The following is a 19,169-nucleotide window of genomic DNA, read 5'->3' as shown; positions in this document are numbered from 1 at the left end:
CCGGAACGCTTTCTACACAGACTTCGATGTCTGCGGGCATGTAGCCGCGCGAATCATCGACAGGAAATGGCGTAATGTTCTATACACACTCTATGCGACGGCAATCGGAACTGCCAATCTGAAATACCCGGTTCGAATTGCGTCGTCAGGAGATCCCACGCTTCATGCGCAGTCACTGCACCCGCGCGGCAAGACGCCCAATGATCCGCTCAGCCATCGCGCGATCGATGACTTCGAATGAGCGGCTCGTGCGTTCATACGCATACATGTCGCCCGTCGCGATGTCGAACCACCAGCCGCTTAATACCAGTGCGCCTGCCATAACCTGCTGGCGGACGATCGGATAAGTCATCAGATGCTCCAGTTGCACGAGAACGTTGAGTTGCGACAGTTGATCGTGCGCGTTCAGTTTGTCATCGAGCGGACCTTCCTGTTCGAGGCGAAACGCTGCGTTGCTTGCGTGATATAGCCATCTGTCGAGGTTCGGCGCTTTCAGTCGGGCATTGCGTGTATATACGGCTTTCATCGCACCGCACTCGGAGTGCCCGCACACAACGATATTCGCGACCTTCAGAACAAGGACCGCGTATTCGATCGCACTCGCTTCGGAAAGGTCGCCCGTAGAGATGCCTTCCGCGGTCGCCGGTGGTATCAGGTTGCCCACATTGCGCATCGTAAAGAGGTCGCCAGGGTGGGTCGAGACAAGCAGGTCAGGCACGACCCGGCTGTCCGAGCATGTGACAAAGAGCGCATCGGGTTTCTGCGCGAGAGCGAGTTTGCTGAACCGCTCCGCGTATTGCGGCAGCATGTTCTCGCGGAATTCGACGATACCCATGACGAGTTTGCGCATGGCTTTTACTCCGTTGGGGCGGGTTGCCTGGTCGTCGATGCCGCGGAGCCTCCAAGCCCTTGCGAGTCCGGGATACGGGCCAACGCGAGGTCTTCAGGAAATGGATGCTTCGAGGCGATCGCGCGATCGAGCAGCGTCAACTCGACAAGCAATGCGTCGTGACGATGCGCCGGCAGGTTCTGGATCAGGTTCTCTATGGCGGCGCGCTGACGCCGCGCGATCTGAATGCTGCTCGCGCCGTACTGTCGGATTTCGCGGAAACTGATATGGACGAAATCTTCCCAATTAGGCGTTCGCAAGATCACGCGTACTTGCCCCGACTTGTCTGCTATTTCTTCGACGTGCAGAGACCGTTTGCCCACTACGCGCAATAGCCGGTGCAATTGATCGATCGCAAGCACGGCCGTGGTCGGATCATTGATCGCCGCCGACAGTGCTTTCAGTGCAATATCGGTAAGGATGCGAAACGCGAACATCGGGTCCTGCTCCATCGTGCGTTCGGTGCCAAAAGCGACAAGCGTGCGAAGAATTCTTTCATTGATGGCGCCAGCGTTCCCATACAAATAGAACAGAGGCTCGTCCATTGCGACGAAATCGCCTACCTGCGGCACGAATTCGATGACGACGCCGGCACGCCGCGCCTTGGCGACCAGCCTTTCCAGATTCACGGCCAGAACGATTCCGGACTTGCCGCGATGGTGAACAGTGCGATCAGGTACGCCTCGACTTCTGGCGCATTCCGGCGGAGTAACGACACCGGTACTCGGAGCGGGATAAACACTCTCGATGACGGCGATGCCTTGTTCTCCAACGCGAGCCACGAGGCTGACGGGACGCAGGAACTTCGCGGCGTAGTCGATGAGAAAAAGGAAAGCAACGACAGAAGCGAATCCGAATAGCCCTGCAATGAACACCTGAAGCTGATGGACCTCATTCTCACCCATCCACGCCAGCGTTCTATTGGCGAACAGCAGAGTGAAAACGAACAATCCCGAAGTACTGCGGATAGTGTTATCGCGCAGGAGCGTTGTCGCGATGATCCGCGGCGTGTACTGCCCGCCCGCAACCTGGATTGCGACGAGCAGTGAGCCGAATGTGAACACCAGAAACGCCAGGTCTGCGGAAACGATGTCGCCGACCAACGACCGCGCGCCAGTCATCGACAGACCAAGAAAGCCGGTCTTTGGATCGAGGATTCCCTGACTGATCATCCACCTTCCCAGCATTTCGGTCAGGGGCTTGACGACCGCATAGATCGCCACTGCGATGAGCGGCACCGTCCATAGCGAAGATCTCAGGTAACTCTTTAAGCTGTACCAGCGATTCCAGTCCATGTGCAATCTCCCTACGATTCATATGGCAGCGGAGATCAGGGGGTATGAAAGAAGCGTTCACGACCAGGCCGCCTTGGCGCCACGGTCGCTTGTTGCAGTGGTGGGAAGTGCCTGCTGGCGAAAATGGGGCTGCGGACGCGTGAGCGTTCCTTATACGATCAAATACCTGAACTTCAGGCCGGTCAATGAGACCTTGGTCCAACAGGGGAGGAGTGAGGGGAATCGACTGACGTGAACCAGCCTGGCGACCGGTCCACGCCGAGACGGTTGAGCCGAAGCGTGCCCGCTACGGGCTCAAGATGCAGCGGGCACTGCATCGGGCGCAGCATCTTCACCGATCACTTCCGGCTCGGTGGGCGGCTCGATGCGCCGCACGCTGACGCCGACATCCATACCGGCGAAATCCTGCGCCGCACCAAACCACGAACCCGACACGGGCGCGGCCTGCTCCGGTTTGCGCGTGAACGCGACCCGGATCAGATCCGTACCGCCGACGAGCGAGTTGGTCGGATCGTACGGCACCCAGCCGGCGCCCGGCAGGAAGACATGCAGCCATGCGTGGGTCGCGCCGGCGCCGACCACGAGCGGCTCGTCGCGGCTCTCGATCTGTTTCGCGCCCTGCTGCAGCCCCGTGTTGCGGACGACGGGCGGAGCCGGTGTGTCGAGCGCCTGGTCGTACAGATAGCCCGACACGAAGCGCGCGGCCAGTCCGAGTCCCCGAGCTATCTCGATCATCAGAAGCGCGAAATCGCGGCACGTGCCACTGCGCTGGTTCAACGTTTCGGAGGGCGGCTGCGTGCCCATCGCGTCGCGCGACTCGTACCGGAAGTCGCTGCGGATGGCCGCGTTGATGTTGGCGAGAATGTCGCGCGTGTGAATGGTGCCGCGCCGCGGAAGAAACTGCGCCACCCAGTCGCGCAGCAGCGGTTGATCCGCTGGATATTGCGGCGGCAGGAAGGGCGCGAGATCGAGCCGGTCGTCGTCGGTGTACTGGAACGGGTAGTTCTCGGCTTCGGGCGCGAGCGGTAACTCCAGGTTCTTCACGCCGAAATGCTCGATCACGAAGTGCGCGCGAAGCTCCAGCACGTCGGCCGGCACGCGTGGCTCGACGACCGCGACTGAATTGGAGAACACGTCCTGCATCCAGTACTGCGTGCTGTGCGGCGACACCTCCAGCGTGGCGGACAGCACGCGGATATCGTGTGCGGCGCGTGGCCGGAACATCACGCGGTGCGGGGAGAACTCCACCGGCTTGTTGTAGCGATAGGTGGTGACGTGCTCGACTTCGAGAAAGACGGACATGGGTGGCCTCCGGGCCAATGAGACAGCGGCGACGTCAAACGTGCCGGCTGACACGCCAATGATGCCACTGACAGCTTCACCCTGACACACATCGTCTGGCCTTCTGCGGACTGGCGGGCGTGGGCTTCCCCTTGGGCGAGGCAAGCCGCCGCCGGACCGCGTGCACGTCTACCCGGAGTAGCCCTGGGGTGGACGGGAAGCCGTACCCAACGGCTTTCGCCTTGGGCTCAAGGCGTTGTGCGGCGCGCCTCACGGGCACGGCGCGGCGATTATTTGCGTTTCGCGAATGACGTATTCGGCCGTTGTCGCATTCTTTCCGCGTTACACCTGGACCATTCTTCCGGCATCGGCGCTGCGATGCCATCGGCAGTTCACGCTGCACGCGGACGCCGTCGAATTTGCCATAGGAGACAAGGATGAAATCGAACCAGTGGGACGTGTCCTACGAATGGAAAGCCGTGACGTTGCTCGCCCTCGGATTCGGGCTGGTGGGCCTGGACCGCTGGCTGATCGCGCCGCTCTTTCCGTCCATCATGAAGGAGTTGCATCTGACCGCTCAGGACGTCGGGAACTGCATCGGCATCCTGGGGCTTTCCTGGGGCGTGTTCGCCGCGCTGATGGGCGGTATTTCCGACAGGTTTGGACGCCGCAAGGTGCTGATTCCCGCGATCATCGCGTTTTCGCTTTTGTCGGGGTTTTCGGGTGTCGCGGGCGGACTGACGAGTCTGCTCGCAGTGCGCGCCCTGATGGGCGTCGCGGAAGGGTCGTTCTGCCCGACGAGCTTCGCCGCGACGGCGGACGCCTCGCATCCGAAGCGCCGCGGCTTCAATCTCGGACTCCAGCAAAGCGGATTCGCACTGTTCGGGCTGGCGCTTTCGCCGATCATCGCCACGCAGTTGCTTAATGTCATGACCTGGCGCTGGGTGTTCGCGCTTGTCTCCATTCCTGGGCTGATCCTCGGTCTGCTGATGTTCCGAGTGATTCGTGAACCGAAGCCTACGGCAGTATCGGTGCCGTCCGGCCCGGCAGCACAGGCGGTCGCGCAACCGCAGCGCGGCAACTGGCGCGACGTGCTGAAGAGCGGTAATATCCGCGTCGCGATGGTGGCACTGTTCTGTGCAATGACGGGTGTGTTCGTGCTCGGCGCGATGCTGCCGCTCTATCTGACCGAGTATCTGGCGCTCGACACGCAGCGCATGGGCATCGTGGTGTCGGCGATCGGCTTTGGGGGATTTGTCGGCCAGTTTGGCTTGCCGGGGTTGTCCGATATCGTGGGACGGCGTTTTGCCAGTGTGGTTGGCTTCGCGGGTACGGCGGTGATGCTGTATGTGTTCCGCGGACTCGGCGCGCAGCCGCTTGCGTTGTTCGCCGTGCTGTTCGTGGCGGCGTTCTTCACGCTGGGCCTCGTATCGCTGCTCTCCGGACCGGTCGCGACTGAGGCCGCACCCGTGGGTATGGTGTCGACGGCCATCGGCATCGTGGTTGGTGCGGGCGAGATTTTTGGCGGCGGGGTGGCGCCTGCGATTGCCGGTTTCGTCGCGACCCGCTTCGGCATTCAGAACATATTGTGGCTGCCTATCTGCGCCGTGGTGCTCGGCATCGGCGTGAGCCTGCTGCTCAAGGAGACCGCACCCGCCGCACTGCGTCGCCGCAATCCGTCGGCGGTCGATTTCCCGGCAGCGGAGCAATTCGAATAACGCCGCCGATACCGCTCTCCACGCGCACGATGCGCTGCTTCGGGAAGAAGCGGCACGTCGTGCGCGCTGTCGTTTGTGGTCACGCATGCCGCTGTCATCGAAGCCAGGGAGCGCGTCAGCACGGTTAAACTGACGTGCTGTACACGATGACAAGGAAGCGGCATGGATCGTTTTCTGAGTATCGAGGCGTTCGTGCGGGTTGCGGAAACAAGCAGTTTTGCCGAGGCATCGCGGCAACTCGGCGTGACCAGTTCGGTCGTGACGAACCGCATCCAGCAACTGGAACGCTTCGTCAACGCGCCATTGTTTCACCGCAGCACGCGTCACGTGCGTCTGTCCGAAGTCGGCGAGGCGTTCTACCGTGAGTGCGCGGAGGTGGTGGGGCGCGTCAACGATCTGACCGACCAGATGCGCGAATTGCGGGCGACACCCACGGGACGCCTGCGTATCCAGATGCTGCCAGGGTTCGCGCTCGGTCACTTCGGCACGGTGCTGGGAGAATTCAACCGGCGCTATCCCGGCATCCAGCTCGACATCATCGTGAACGACCGTGTGGTCGATCCAATCGAAGAAGGGTTCGACGTCGCGCTTCAGATCTTTCCCGCCATCTCGGAGTCGTTGATCGAGCGGCGCCTCTTTACGGTAAGGCGGCTCTTCTGCGCGGCGCCGTCGTATATCGAAGCGCATGGCGTGCCGCAGCATCCGCGTGAATTGCTGCAGCACACGACGGCACTCTATTCCGGCTATCCGTCGCGCAATCACTGGACGATGACGCGCGGTGACGAAGTCTTCGAAATGGAACTGCCCGGCATGATCCGTTCGAACTCTGTGCATCTGCTGTGCGACTACGCGCTGTCGGGTGGCGGCGTCGTGTGCCTGCCCACGCTGGTGGCGAGTGCGCCGTTGCTCGATGGCTCGCTTGTGCCGATTCTGGTCGACTATGCGCTCTCGCCATTGAACTTCGCTGCCGTGTATCCGGCGACGCAACGCCAGGCGCTCAAGGTCAAGGCGCTGGTCGAGTTTCTGGCCGACTGGATAGGCCAGGAACCGGGCTGGGATGTACCGCTCATCGAGCGCGGCTGGGTACGTTAGGCGGTTGACGCGTCTGCCGCTCGCGTAAAAGCGGCCCGTCAAAGCGCCTGCAACTGGACCACAGCGCCAGGCTTGCCCGCCACCTGTGGCGCGATCATCAGATAACGGCGCCTGTCGCCCGCCATGCTCACGCCGGGCGCAACCACCTGGCGAATCTGGCCCAACGCATTGACGATTGCCGCCCCGGCTCCGTTCGTCATGAACTCCGCGAGCGGCTCGACGTTGCCGCTGCCATCCGGTTTGTCCGCGAGCGCCAGCACATAGCGTTGTCTGGGCTCGAGCCCGGTAACTGCGGCCTGCAGCACCTGAATCAAACCCTGGTCGAACAGCGTGACGGTGGTGGATACGCGGGCGGCGTCGGCAGCCTGGCCCGTTCCGACCGACTTCAGCGCGAGGTGCGTCGTTTGCCCGGCAAGGCCCAACGGCTGCGTGTTCTGCATGCCGTCGCCTTCAGGCACGGCATTCGGCACATAAGCGACCGCCTGCGGTGCCTGCCCGATGGGCACGTTGGCGATGACCTTGTTCGTGCGCGTATCGATGGCCGTCATCATGTCGGCGTTCTCGAGGCCGACATAGACGCGGCTGCCATCGCCCGATGGCCAGATACCGTGCGGCAGGTTGCCGACGGGAATCGTAGCGACCTGCGAGAAGTCGTCGGTCCGAAACACCTTGACCTGATTCAGACCGCCCACGGTCACATAAGCAAACGCGCCTTGAGCGGTTTGCACGATGTTCACATGGTTCGTGATCGGCCCCGTGTCGATCGTCCTGATCAACGCGAATGGCGGCCGTGCGTCGAAGATTTGCGTCTTGCCCACATCCTTCAGTGTGAACCAGACCTGCCTGCCGTCCGGCGTCGCTGCGAGGTCAGGGCAGAACGGGCTTTCCTGCGTGACCTTGCCCACTATCCTGTGGTCCGCCACCGAGATCACTTCCGTCTCGGGAGTGAACGACGAACACACGTAGCCATATTTGCCATCGGGAGAAAAGATCTGCATGCCGGGGCCCGCGGGCACGACAATGCGCGTCTTCTCCTCGAACGTCTTTGCATCGAGAACGTCGACATAGTTCTCGCCGCGCACAGTCACCCACACTTCGCTGCCGTCAGGGGTAAAGAACGCTTCGTGCGGCGAGCGTCCCACATACGTGACATGCCTGATTGCGTTCGTCTGTGTGTCGATGAACGTGACGGAGTTGGAGCCGATCGAAACCACCGCGAGCGTGCGGTGATCGGGCGAAAATCCCATGCCGTGCACCAGTACCTGCCCGTGGTATAGCGGGCTGAAGTTGCCAGGCGCCGGATCGCCGAGGCGAATCAGGCCAACCAGATGATTGTCGGCGGGATCGACCACGGAGACCGTATTGGAGAACTGCTCGGCTGCGTACACGCGATCATGGTGAGTGATTGGGATGTCCGGGGCAGACAAGGGACCGGGCGCCTGTCCGGCCCAAGCAGACTGCACGGCGGCGAGCACAACGGCCGCAGCGACGAGAACGGTTTTCATCGCGGTTCCTTTGGCATGGTCATGTGAGTTGTTCCCGGGGACATCGAATCCGCCGGTGCCGACGACGGCTGACCGAGTGCGAGCCGCATTGCGACGATTTCCTGCTGCTGTTCGATCACGATCTGCTGGGCGATGCGGCGCAACTGCTCGTTGTGTCCATAGCGCAGTTCGGCCTTCGCCATATCGATCGCGCCTTGATGATGCGGCGTCATCATCGCGACAAAATCGCGATCGACGTCGCCTGTCGGCTTGACGGACATGTCGTCCATCATTTTCGTCATCGCCTTGTCGTTTTCGGAGAGATAGGGCGTTTCGTCGGCACTCGCGCCGGCGACGTTCGCACCCAGGGAAGGCGCCCCTGCGATCACTATCGCTACGAGAACAGCAAGCCGGATCGACGGGCGCATGTGCAGCCGGAACAAGGAATGCATGGACGCTACTCCTCGATGCGATGTGCTAATTCGGTCTCGCAGTATGACGCTTCCGTTTGTGAGGTGCGCGCAAGGTCCTGCATCCATCGGTTCACTCACGCTTACGGACTTGTCATGAATGAAAGCTCACTGTCCGGCTATCGACATGTACATGCGGAACTCGCGGATTTCTTCACCTCTTCTCGCGGATGCCATCAACAACAAAAATGCAGGAAGTCATTCGTTTATCTGAAACCAAGGCTCTGTTCTTGGCATCGTTCGAGGTGGCGTATTGCAAGCCTCGTCGCGCAATCCACTGTAAAACTCCTGTAATTCGATCTGGATGCCTAATAATCGATTGTCGAATTGCAATATCGATAAAGGTGCAGAAATGAAAGTTCGTTTTTCTTCATTGCTGGCGGCCGTGGTGTTGTCGTCAGCTGCTGGCCTCGCGTATTCACAGACATCGCAGCAGCCTTCCGGGAATGCCGATCCGCAAACGGCGCCCGCCGCGACGATGTCACAACCGGCCATGACACAACCTGCCGATTCAACGAATCGCTACGAATATGATTCTGTTGGTCCTCAACCGGGCGGTTCGAGCGGCAGCGGACGAGGACGCAACGGAGCACCGTGCGTCGTCGGACTGTCCTGCGATATCTATCAGGGAAGTTGAGTTCGAGCAAAGTCGCGCTTGCGAGTGCCGGTGCACACCGCGCGTGTGACCGACCGTGCGGATTTCGGAGAAACAGGGGAGACTAACGGTCGTGTTACTGCGACCGCCGCCCATCCGGCGGATAAAAGACCGATCTCCCAAGCGATTCTTTCCGATGAATGTCCCATCGTTGCGCGACTGGATTTTTTCGCTAAAGACTTTTCTCGCGGGGATGCTCGCGCTTTATATCGCGTTCTATTTCGATCTCCCGCGGCCCTACTGGGCGCTTGCATCGGTCTATATCGTGTCGAACCCGTTTGTCGGCGCGACACGGTCGAAGGCGCTTTATCGCGTGCTCGGCACGATACTCGGCGCGGTTGCTTCCATCGTGCTCGTGCCACCGTTCGCGGAGACGCCTTATCTGTTGAGCGGCGTGATTGCGTTATGGACGGGTGTATTCGTGTACATCTCCATCTCGACTCGCGCCGCGCGCAATTACGTCTTCCTGCTCGCCAGTTATTCGCTGTCCGTCATTGCGCTACCGGCATTGTCGAATCCGTTGACCATCTTCGATGTAGCCGTGGCCCGAACCGAAGAAATCACGCTTGGCATTGTGTGCGCGAGCATCGTAGGCAGCGTATTTTTTCCGAACCGTCTTGCACCGACGCTGATCGAGCGAACCGACTCTTGGTTCCGCGATGCCGCTGTCTATGCGAAAGAGTCTCTGGCGGGCCGGATCGCGGGTCCGCTCGTTTCCGGCAGCCGGCAGAAGATGGCGTCGAGTGTGCGCGGCTTTGAATTCCTGCTGAGCCAACTGGCCTACGATCATGTCAGTCCGGCGATTCTCGCGCGCAGCGAGGAGATGCAGGCCCGTATGCAACTGATACTGCCCATCACGTCGGCACTTGCGGACATACTCGCGGCTGCGCAGAAATTGTCGCCCGGTATTCCGGCAGCCGTTGAAGAACTGCTGCGCGATGTGGGCCGCTGGATGGACGCGCCATTTTCCGACGACCCTGAACGCGAAGCGCCGCTATTGCGGATGCGCATTGCGCAACTCGATCCCGGCGGCGACGCGTTGACGACGTGGCACGCCGCGCTGATATCCGGCGCGCTTTCGCGTTTGCGGCAACTGATCGATCTGTGGGTCGATTGCCGGACTTTGCGCCATATCATCGTGCAGGATAAAGGGGATTGGCGTCCGCGGTTCCGTCACTGGCGGATCGGTACGCGGCACGCGTTTCTCGATCGTGGTCTTGCGCTGTTTTCCGCCGCTTCTGCGGCTCTCGTGATCTTCGTGTCGTCATGCATCTGGATCGCTTCGGGCTGGCAGGATGGAGCGGCGGCGGTGTCACTGGGTGCGATCGGTGTCTGCTTTTTTGCCGCGCTCGACGAACCCGTTCCCATGATGATCACTTTCCTGAAGTGCGCGACCATGGGTGTCGTGATTTCAGCGTTCTATCTGTTTGTCGTGTTACCGAGTGGCCAGGACTTCGGCATACTCGTTATCTTCTTCTCGTTTCTGTTTGTGCCGCTCGGTTTGTTGATGCCGCGTCCAAAATGGGCATTGATCTCGACGCTGGTTGCGTTGACGACCGCGACGTTTCTCGGGATCGACAGCGCCTATGACGCCAACATCCTGAACTTCCTGAATGCCAATCTCGCCGGGCTGGCCGGGGTGATGTTCGCGTCCGTGATGACGGGGATTATCCGCCCGTTCGGAACGGATGCCGCAACAGCAAGACTGACGCGATCGAGCTGGCGGGACGTCGTGCTGAGCGCGTCGACATTGTCGATTAGCCAGCAACGCGATCTGGGCGCACGTATGCTCGACCGGCTCGTACAGCTCATTCCGCGCGTGGCGCCGAGCGAAGACTACAAGCACCCGTCGACCGAAAGTCTGCGCGACATGCGCATTGCGCTCAACACGCTCGACCTGCGCAGGCTCTCGAACAAATTTTCGGGTGAGTTGCCGGTCGTGATGAATCGCGTGCTCGACGATGTCGGCTCGTACTATGAACGATGCCTCGACTCGGGCGATCGGCAAGACGTGCCGCCGACGCTCGCACTCGACGTCGATGCCGCGATTACGCGGATCATGGGAGGCTTTGCAGCCGATCCCGGCGCGCCGGGATACAAACTGCGCAAGAATGCGCTGCACGCGCTAGTCGGACTTCGACTTTCGCTGTTTTCAGGCGCGACACGCGAGGACGCGTCGTGACGGATGACGCGTGCCTCCCGAACAGGCAGAGACTTTCCTATACCTGTTTTTCTGTCGATCAGTCCACGCTGGCGAGCGCGCGAGTCGCGCGAACCTTGGGCGGCCGGTCGCGCAGCAGCAGCGGCATCAAACGCCGGTTGGCCGTCTGCGCTGCCCACTCGCAGTACGCGGCGCTGCCGAGCACCCAGCCCTGGAGCGTCGACTGCATCAGGTTGCTGACTTCGCATTCGTCAAGCGGCTGTGCGCCGAGATCGCGATACGCCTGATGCTGCTCGAGCGGCGTGCTGCCGAGCGCTCTGTAAAGTGGATGATCCTTGATGAAGCTGTCGACACGCAGACCGACATGATGCGTGTAGCTCGACCACGGGTAGTTTCGCGGCTCTGCCACGAGGCGGTTGCGCACCGGCGCCTGATCGATAACCTGGCTTGCAAGCAGGAAATACCGTTCGGGCTCGATCACGGTTGCCTTGTAGCCGCCACGCCACACTGTGCCGCGGCGGTTATGGCGGCGGTTGAAGGTCTCGACATAGCGACGGCAGACTGCCTGCATCGCCATGGCCACGCTCGACTCATATGAAGGCGTGACGAGGAACTGCACCGCATCAGGCATGAGTACCCACGCGTGCACTGACAGATCGGCGACGCGCGCTGCGTCTGCCAGGCAGGCGAGGAAGTACCGGTAGTCTCCTTCGTCGAGGAATGCGGGCCCCGTGAGCCCCTGCAAGATAACGTGCTGCGGTTGTTCTGGGACGTAGTGCCGTGCAAGCCGTGTCATGCTGAATTAACCGGAAATCCGATGTGAGAAAACGCTCCGACAGGTGTCGGATGCGTGACGCTGCGTAACGAAATTCTATCGATCGCGTGCGCGCTCTACAACGCGAAAAGGCCTTTTTTCTGGCCTCTTTTCGTCGATTTGCCGATTGTGAGCGGCGAATGCAACGGGCAAACTTCAGACAAATAGCGTGCGCGAAAAGTGGTGTCATATGAGTCATCATTGACCTCAAGTCGACGCCTGAATGTTTGCGACAATTGACCCCAATTGAATCCGGTCTTTATCTGTCGAACGCAGGAGAGAGAATGGGCAAACCTTCCAGAACAGCGTTATTTTCCGCAGCCCGCAATTGGGACTGGGCGAGCGTTGACTCATTATTGAATGCGGCACCGGAACTCATAGAAGCAAGCGAGCCGGGCGGACAAACGGCGCTGCCGACGCCGACGCAGATCCGTCGATTCCCGATTCGAAGGGTCGCGACAGCATAGCCATCGCGCGGGAGCGCAAACTGCCGAAGGAGATCATCGAGCAGATGGTTTCGCTACAGCAACGGAAATCGCGCAGTCGTCTCTGAAAGTAGGAGCGGGTTCGCTGCGCGCGTCCGTGCGACAAAACACGTGGTCATGCTCTCGACACTGCGTGCTACACTCGTTGAACGGAGATGGCATTCCTCCCGTAACCGCCGGCTTGCCGGCTAATGATGCCTACGGTTTCCTGGGTCAGGAAGTTGTAGGCACGTTCTCAGCGTCCTGCTACCCCGGATTTGAACAACGCGTTTCAGGTCTGGTGCCAACGTTTCCATTTCCCCGTTACTGACAGCTAGCGTTTCGCAGGCGATTGCCTGTTGGATACACGAGCGCCAGGTGCCCGTGGAGGAAACTCGCGTCTGCAACGATAGCGGCCGGACCTTGAACAGACAGGAGGTTCCTGTGACGAAGGGCAGTCAGCTCACACTCTATGCAGCCAATCAGAGCCATCGCAAACTGCACAAGACAGTGGTCGAATGGGTGCTCGACGAAATTTCGAAGGTCGGCATCCACGGCGCCACGGTGACGGAAGTCAGCGAAGGCGTCGATGCGCACGGGAAGTATCACGCGGCGCGCTTTTTCGAACTCGTCGATCAACCCGTGGCCGTCATGGTGGCGGGCGCCGATGACCAGATCGACGCGTTGCTCGCGAATCTGCGCGCGGGTGGTGTCCACCTGTTTTTCACGCGCAGCCGCGTTGAATTCGATGTACTCGGCGAGTCCATCGACGAACCTCAGGCGGAGGCCAAACCATAAGCGACGACGCATACAGCGCAGGAACGGGCCGCCCTGCAAGAGGGCAGCCCGCGCACTGCTAGTGGTTCGATCAGGCCGACTGGCGTAGCGTTCTGGCGGCCGCAACCATATTGGTCAGCGCGGGAATGACTTCTGTCCACGCGCGGGTCTTGAGGCCGCAGTCGGGGTTCACCCACAGCCTTTCTGCCGGAATGCGCTCCGCTGCCTTCTTCATCAGGTTCACGATGTGCTCCTGGCTCGGGATATTCGGCGAGTGTATGTCGTATACGCCCGGGCCGATCTCATTCGGGTACTTGAAGTTGTCGAACGCATCGAGCAGTTCCATGTCGGAGCGCGACGTCTCGATCGTGATCACGTCGGCGTCCATGTCGGCAATCGACGCGATGATGTCGTTGAACTCCGAATAGCACATGTGCGTGTGGATCTGCGTTTCATCCTTCACGCCATTCGCGGTGATGCGGAACGACTCTACTGCCCATTGCAGGTATTCGTTCCATTGCGCTCGGCGCAGCGGCAGCCCTTCGCGCAGCGCGGCTTCATCGATCTGGATTACGCGGACACCGGCTTGTTCGAGGTCCAGCACTTCTTCGCGGATCGCGAGCGCGAGCTGGTAGCACGACACCGAACGCGGCTGGTCATCGCGCACGAACGACCAGTTCAGGATCGTGACGGGACCCGTCAGCATGCCTTTCATCGGCTTGACCGTTTGCGATTGCGCGTACCGGGTCCACTCGACCGTGATCGCTTTCGGGCGGCTGATGTCGCCGAACAGAATGGGCGGCTTCACACAGCGCGAGCCGTACGACTGCACCCAGCCGAACTGGCTGAAGGCGTAGCCATCAAGCTGCTCGCCGAAGTATTCGACCATGTCGTTGCGTTCGGCTTCGCCGTGCACCAGCACGTCGAGTCCCAGTGCTTCCTGTTCTTTCACGGCGCGCGTGATCTCCTGCTCCATCGCAGCCTTGTAGCCGGCCTGATCGAGTTCACCCGCCTTGAACTGGCTGCGCGCGTGGCGGATTTCGCCCGTCTGCGGGAACGAGCCGATCGTAGTGGTCGGGAACGCCGGCAGGTTCAGAATCGTGGACTGCTTTTCTGCGCGCTGCGCGTAAGCACTTGCACGCTTGCCGAGTGAAGCATCGATGCGCGCGATGGCCGCCTTCACGGCTGGGTTGTGCACACGCGGCGAAGTACGGCGGCTTTCGATGGCCTTTGCGTTGGCAGCAAGCGCGTCGGCGACCGAGTCGCGGCCGTTATTCAGCGCACCGGCCAGCACGGTCAGTTCGTCGAGCTTTTGCAGCGCGAATGCTAGCCACGATTTGATGTCGGCGTCGAGTTTCTGTTCGCTGTTCAGATCGACGGGCGTGTGCAGCAGCGAGCACGACGGCGCGATCCACAAACGATCGCCAAGCGAACGATGCAGCGGCTCCAGCCACTCCAGTGCAGCCGTCAGATCCGTCTTCCAGATATTGCGGCCATTGATTGCACCGACCGACACCACCGAAGTAGCCGGCAAATGCGCAACAGCCTTCACGATTTCATCGCGCGCATTGATCGCGTCGAGATGCAGTCCGTCGACGGGCAGCTTGCACGCGAGTTCGAGGTTGTCCTGCAACTGGCCGAAGTAGGTGGCGAGCAGCAGCTTGACGCGGCGCTCCGACAACGATTCGTACGCGGTACGGAAAGCCTGACGCCACGTCGCGTCGAGTTCCGTGACGAGCACGGGCTCGTCGATCTGCACCCATTCGATTCCCTGCGCGGTGAAGTAATCCAGCAATGCCGCATACACGGGCAGCAGGCGCGGCAGCAGCGCGAGCTTGTCGGAGTCGTCCTTTGCCTTGCCGAGCCACAGATAGGTGACGGGACCGATGATCACGGGCTTGGCCTTCACGCCGAGCGCACGCGCTTGCGTCACCTGTTCGAGCAGACGCGACGGGTCGAGCGAGAAGTTCGTGTTCGCGTCGAACTCGGGGACGATGTAGTGATAGTTCGTATCGAACCACTTCGTCATCTCGCCCGCGGCGACACCGCCGCAGCATGCGCTGTGATCTTCTGCACCGTGTGCCGACCGGCCACGCGCCACGCGGAAATAATTGTCGAGCGCGTCGCCGTGAAAACCGCGCACGCGTTCCGGCAGATTGCCGAGCGTGACGCTCATGTCGAGCACCTGGTCGTAGAACGCGAAATCGCCGACGGGTACGAAGTCCAGGCCCGCCTGATCTTTCCAGTGACGCTCGCGAAGCTGTGCGCCGACGTGCTTCAGCTCGTCGCGCGACGACTCATTTTTCCAGTATTTCTCGAGTGCGAACTTCAGTTCGCGTTTCGCGCCGATGCGCGGAAAACCGAGGTTGTGCGTAGTGACCATGTTCTGTTTGCCGTCTGGAGGTAAGTAGCTGGGAGCGATGATAGAATTTTCGCTGCATGAATAAAAATGGATTTATTTCATGCAAACATTAATTCTGTTCATGGAGTGGGCAATGCTGGAACGCAGTCATCTGATGGTCGTGCGGGAGGTCGAGCGCCAGGGATCGCTTACGGCAGCCGCCGATACGCTCAATCTCACGCAGTCGGCGTTGAGCCATGCAGTGAAAAAGCTGGAGCAGCAACTCGGCACGCCGGTCTGGACGCGCGAAGGCCGGTCGATGCGGCTCACGCAGGCGGGTCAGTACCTGCTTGGTCTGGCGAACCGCATGCTGCCGCAGTTCGAACTGGCAGAAGAGCGCATGAAGCAGTACGCGCAAGGCGAGCGCGGCACGCTGCGCATCGGCATGGAATGTCATCCGTGCTACCAGTGGCTGCTCAAGGTGGTGTCGCCTTACCTCGCGAGTTGGCCGGATGTCGATGTCGACGTGAAGCAGCGTTTTCAGTTTGGCGGCATTGGTGCGCTCATCGGCTATGAGATCGATGTACTCGTAACGCCCGATCCGCTAAAGAAATCCGAATTGCACTTCCAGCCTGTGTTCGACTATGAGCAGGTACTGGTCGTTGCCGATGAACACACGCTGGCCAATGAACCGTACGTCACACCAGAACAGCTCGCGAAAGAAGTACTGATCACGTATCCCGTCGAAACCGACCGGCTCGATATCTACACGCAGTTCCTGACGCCGGCGAACGTCGTACCGCGTCGCCACAAGGTGATCGAAACGACCGACATCATGTTGCAGATGGTCGCGAGCGGTCGTGGTGTGGCTGCGTTACCGCGCTGGCTTGCGGAAGAGTACTCGGGCTGGATGCCGCTCACGCCGCTGCAACTTGGCAAGAAGGGCATTGCGAAGCAGATCTTTCTCGGCACGCGCAAGGCCGATCACGAGATCGAGTATCTGGCGGCATTCGTGAAGACAGCGCGTGAGTCGAAATGGACGCAGGCGAAGTTACGCCGATAGTTCTCGCACACTCCGTTTAACCCGCATGGTAAAAAACATTAAGTACCTACAGCAAAGTACTCAATAAGATGACGTCATCAAAAATGACGCATTTAACGCGCGAAAAAAGCTTGCATTCCGCCACCGGAAAACTATCTTGGGTTAACAAAATGTCTTTTGGCTCGGCACCGGAGGAGACCCATGCCGGCTACACGTATGATGATTGCGCGTCGCGCTGGCGTGAGCGTTGCCACGGTCGATCGTGTGCTGCGCGACGACCAGGGGGTTCGCCCTGAGACAGCGGAACGTGTTCATCTCGCGCTTGCGACGCTATGCGACGAGCGCGCCAGCCGCGGCCGGCCCGCAAAGACCACGTCGTTCCGGGTCGCTTTCGTACTGCCGCAAATCAACTCCCGCTTTCTCGATCAGGTCGAACGCGATATCGCGTTGTCGGCCAGTTTCTTTCGCGAGCACCGCATCGTTCCGTCGTTTTATCGTTGCGATCTCTCCAATCAGCGCGACGCCACATCGCTTGCCCAGCAACTGATCGACTACGACGCGCTTGTGCTCGTGCCGCTCGATTACCCCTGGGTCGATCGGATGATTCAGGACATGACGGATGCGAATGTGCCTGTGGTTACGGTGTTTTCTGATTTGCCATCGAGTGCTCGCGCCGCGTATGTCGGCGTCGACAATCGCATCGCGGGACGTACTGCCGGCCTGCTGATGGGGCGCTTCGTCGGCTCGCGCATTGGTACTGTCGCGGTGCTGTCGGCGTCGTCGCGGCTGCACGATCAGCTCGAGCGCCGCACCGGTTTCTCTCAGGTTCTCGAAGAAGATTTCCGCAACTTGCGTTGGGTCACCGAACCCGATTTCGCTGAAGACGACGATAGCGCCGGCCTCGCCGTGCAAGGTCTGATCGCCGGGCAGCGCGATCTGGTGGGCGTGTATGTGACGGGCGGCGGCGTGTCCGGCATTGCGTCCGCATTACAGGAGTCAGGCGACAAGGCGCGTGTGGTTCTGATCGGACATGAATGCACGACCGACACCCGCGTGCAGTTGTCCGAGCGCGCGATCGACGTGATTCTCGACCAGGACGTGCGCGGCATCGTCCATTGGTCGGGACTCGCCGCCGTCAATTTCCTGAACGATGTGCGTGGCGTGCCCGGTATCCCGACGCCCGAAACCCGAATTTATCTTCGTGAGAATGCGCATGCCTGACGCTCGCGACGCGCGGATTGCCGGTTGATCCGCCAGAGCCCAAATACAGCGTCCAGCGCATGGGCGCTGTCTGTCATCAGGTTGGAGACCCGAGAGAGACAAGGAGAAGACAAATGGTACGTCTTACGTCAGCAAGGGTAATTGCAGCGGTCCTGGCGTCGATGGGGCTGTGTTTCGGATCGGCGGCGCACGCACAAGGCAAGCAGTTGACGTTGTGCTGGGCCGCGTGGGATCCCGCCAATGCACTCGTCGAATTGTCCAAGGACTTCACCGCCAAGACGGGCATTGCGATGAAGTTCGAATTCGTGCCCTGGACCAGCTACGCGGACCGCTTTATCAATGAACTCAATTCGCACGGCAAGTTGTGCGATCTGATCATTGGCGATAGTCAGTGGATTGGTGGTGCGGCCGTCAATGGACACTACGTGAAGCTCAATGACTTCTTCGACAAGAACAAGATATCGATGAACGATTTCGTGCCCGCGACGGTGGTCGGCTACGCGGAATGGCCGAAGAATACGCCGAACTACTGGGCATTGCCGGCCATGGCGGATGCAGTGGGATGGACATACCGGAAAGACTGGTTTGCAAGGCCGGAACTGCGCGCCGAGTTCAAGCAGAAATACAAACGCGAACTCGAACCGCCGACCACGATGGATGAACTCAAGCAAACGGCCGAGTTCTTCCAGGGGAGAAAGATCGACGGAAAGACCGTGTATGGCGTGTATATCTTCACCGAACGCGGTTCCGAAGGCATTACGATGGGCGTGACCAACATGCTCTACAACTTCGGATTCGAATATCAGGACCCGAAGAAGCCTTATCACCTGGATGGCTTTGTGAATTCACCGGGTGCAATCAAGGGACTTGAGTTCTACAAGGCGCTCTACAAGTGCTGCACTGCACCGGGCATGACAAACGCGTACATGCAGGAAGGGCTCGACGCATTCAAGTCCGGTCAGGTTGCGATGCAGATGAACTGGTTCGCGTTCTTCCCTGGGTTGTACAAAGATCCGAATGTGGGTGGCGACAAGATCGGGTTCTTCGTCAATCCAAAGGAAACCAAGCAGTTCACGCAACTCGGCGGGCAGGGTATTTCAGTCGTCTCATACTCGGACCACAAGGCGGATGCACTCGAATATATCAAATGGTTTGCGCAGGCCGATGTGCAAAAGAAGTGGTGGCAACTCGGCGGCTATTCGGCGGCGAAGTCGGTGGTGGATGCGCCGGACTTTCCGAAGAGCGCACCGTTCGCGCCTGCTTTCCTGAAGTCGATGTCGATCGTCAAGGACTTCTGGGCGGAACCTGCCTATGCGGAACTGCTGCTCGACATGCAAAAGCGCGTGCATGACTATGTGGTCGCCGATAAAGGCACCGCGAAAGAAGCACTCGATCTGCTCGTCAAGGACTGGAACAAGGTCTTCAAGGCAGAAGGGAAGTGAACTGATACGCCAGAGGTTTCAAC

At 60.1% G+C, this 19,169-nt stretch carries 16 protein-coding genes and 1 riboswitch; of the genes, 8 read left to right on the top strand and 8 right to left on the bottom strand.

Annotated features, from left to right (window positions below):
• Positions 1-172: 172 nt before the first annotated feature.
• The 3 genes from G3O01_RS22410 to G3O01_RS22400 form a co-directional block, all read right to left on the bottom strand.
• The gene (locus G3O01_RS22410; protein WP_205807517.1) at positions 173-850 is read right to left on the bottom strand and encodes a carbonic anhydrase; all 678 of its coding nucleotides are present in this window, start codon (positions 848-850) and stop codon (positions 173-175) included.
• A gap of 5 nt (positions 851-855) precedes the next feature.
• Positions 856-2,184, bottom strand: a complete 1,329-nt coding sequence (locus tag G3O01_RS22405) for a DUF2254 domain-containing protein (protein ID WP_205807515.1) — start codon at positions 2,182-2,184, stop codon at positions 856-858.
• Positions 2,185-2,478: 294 nt separating this feature from the next.
• Positions 2,479-3,486 (bottom strand): transglutaminase family protein, encoded by a 1,008-nt coding sequence (locus G3O01_RS22400; protein ID WP_205807514.1) that lies wholly within the window; start codon positions 3,484-3,486, stop codon positions 2,479-2,481.
• A gap of 416 nt (positions 3,487-3,902) precedes the next feature.
• Here G3O01_RS22400 and G3O01_RS22395 point away from each other — a divergent pair, with 416 nt between their 5' ends.
• Both G3O01_RS22395 and G3O01_RS22390 read left to right on the top strand, forming a co-directional pair.
• Complete coding sequence (locus tag G3O01_RS22395) at positions 3,903-5,183, top strand: MFS transporter (protein ID WP_205807513.1); 1,281 nt, start codon at positions 3,903-3,905, stop codon at positions 5,181-5,183.
• Between the two features lie 162 nt (positions 5,184-5,345).
• Complete coding sequence (locus tag G3O01_RS22390) at positions 5,346-6,275, top strand: LysR family transcriptional regulator (protein WP_205807512.1); 930 nt, start codon at positions 5,346-5,348, stop codon at positions 6,273-6,275.
• A 38-nt stretch (positions 6,276-6,313) separates the two neighbouring features.
• Here the strand turns inward: G3O01_RS22390 and G3O01_RS22385 are convergent, their stop codons facing one another.
• From G3O01_RS22385 to G3O01_RS22375, 3 genes are all read right to left on the bottom strand, one after another.
• Positions 6,314-7,780 carry a YncE family protein gene (locus tag G3O01_RS22385; protein ID WP_205807511.1) on the bottom strand — a complete coding sequence of 489 codons (1,467 nt, stop codon included), beginning with the start codon at positions 7,778-7,780 and terminating at the stop codon, positions 6,314-6,316.
• Positions 7,777-8,211, bottom strand: a complete 435-nt coding sequence (locus G3O01_RS22380; protein WP_241024157.1) for a DUF305 domain-containing protein — start codon at positions 8,209-8,211, stop codon at positions 7,777-7,779. The genes G3O01_RS22385 and G3O01_RS22380 overlap by 4 nt, the downstream gene beginning before the upstream one ends.
• Positions 8,212-8,427: 216 nt before the next feature.
• Positions 8,428-8,724 carry a hypothetical protein gene (locus G3O01_RS22375; protein WP_205807510.1) on the bottom strand — a complete coding sequence of 99 codons (297 nt, stop codon included), beginning with the start codon at positions 8,722-8,724 and terminating at the stop codon, positions 8,428-8,430.
• A gap of 296 nt (positions 8,725-9,020) precedes the next feature.
• Between G3O01_RS22375 and G3O01_RS22370 the strand changes: the two genes are divergently transcribed.
• Positions 9,021-11,066, top strand: a complete 2,046-nt coding sequence (locus G3O01_RS22370; RefSeq protein ID WP_205807509.1) for an FUSC family protein — start codon at positions 9,021-9,023, stop codon at positions 11,064-11,066.
• 58 nt (positions 11,067-11,124) lie between these two features.
• Here the strand turns inward: G3O01_RS22370 and G3O01_RS22365 are convergent, their stop codons facing one another.
• Entirely contained in the window at positions 11,125-11,841 is a 717-nt protein-coding gene (locus G3O01_RS22365; protein ID WP_205807508.1) for a transposase, read from the bottom strand.
• Positions 11,842-12,143: 302 nt separating this feature from the next.
• Here G3O01_RS22365 and G3O01_RS22360 point away from each other — a divergent pair, with 302 nt between their 5' ends.
• Both G3O01_RS22360 and G3O01_RS22355 read left to right on the top strand, forming a co-directional pair.
• Positions 12,144-12,326 (top strand): hypothetical protein, encoded by a 183-nt coding sequence (locus G3O01_RS22360; RefSeq protein ID WP_205807500.1) that lies wholly within the window; start codon positions 12,144-12,146, stop codon positions 12,324-12,326.
• A 160-nt stretch (positions 12,327-12,486) separates the two neighbouring features.
• A riboswitch (Fluoride riboswitch) is annotated at positions 12,487-12,552 on the top strand.
• A 215-nt stretch (positions 12,553-12,767) separates the two neighbouring features.
• Positions 12,768-13,121 (top strand): DUF190 domain-containing protein, encoded by a 354-nt coding sequence (locus tag G3O01_RS22355; RefSeq protein ID WP_205807498.1) that lies wholly within the window; start codon positions 12,768-12,770, stop codon positions 13,119-13,121.
• A 70-nt stretch (positions 13,122-13,191) separates the two neighbouring features.
• Here G3O01_RS22355 and metE read toward each other — a convergent pair whose 3' ends face one another.
• A complete protein-coding gene (metE, locus tag G3O01_RS22350; protein ID WP_205807496.1) occupies positions 13,192-15,483 on the bottom strand; it encodes a 5-methyltetrahydropteroyltriglutamate--homocysteine S-methyltransferase in 2,292 nt (763 codons plus the stop codon).
• A 112-nt stretch (positions 15,484-15,595) separates the two neighbouring features.
• Between metE and G3O01_RS22345 the strand changes: the two genes are divergently transcribed.
• The 3 genes from G3O01_RS22345 (at position 15,596) to G3O01_RS22335 (ending at position 19,146) form a co-directional block, all read left to right on the top strand.
• Positions 15,596-16,504, top strand: coding sequence for a LysR family transcriptional regulator (locus G3O01_RS22345; protein ID WP_205807592.1), 909 nt, complete (start codon positions 15,596-15,598; stop codon positions 16,502-16,504).
• Positions 16,505-16,684: 180 nt separating this feature from the next.
• Positions 16,685-17,704 (top strand): LacI family DNA-binding transcriptional regulator, encoded by a 1,020-nt coding sequence (locus G3O01_RS22340; RefSeq protein WP_205807494.1) that lies wholly within the window; start codon positions 16,685-16,687, stop codon positions 17,702-17,704.
• 113 nt (positions 17,705-17,817) lie between these two features.
• Positions 17,818-19,146: an extracellular solute-binding protein gene (locus tag G3O01_RS22335; RefSeq protein ID WP_205807493.1), complete on the top strand. Its 1,329-nt coding sequence runs from the start codon at positions 17,818-17,820 to the stop codon at positions 19,144-19,146.
• Positions 19,147-19,169: the final 23 nt, after the last annotated feature.

The organism is Burkholderia sp. Ac-20365 (assembly GCF_017104715.1).
GTDB lineage: Bacteria > Pseudomonadota > Gammaproteobacteria > Burkholderiales > Burkholderiaceae > Paraburkholderia.
Note: the sequence above shows the minus strand (reverse complement) of the source record. Positions and strands in the feature narration are given on the sequence as shown.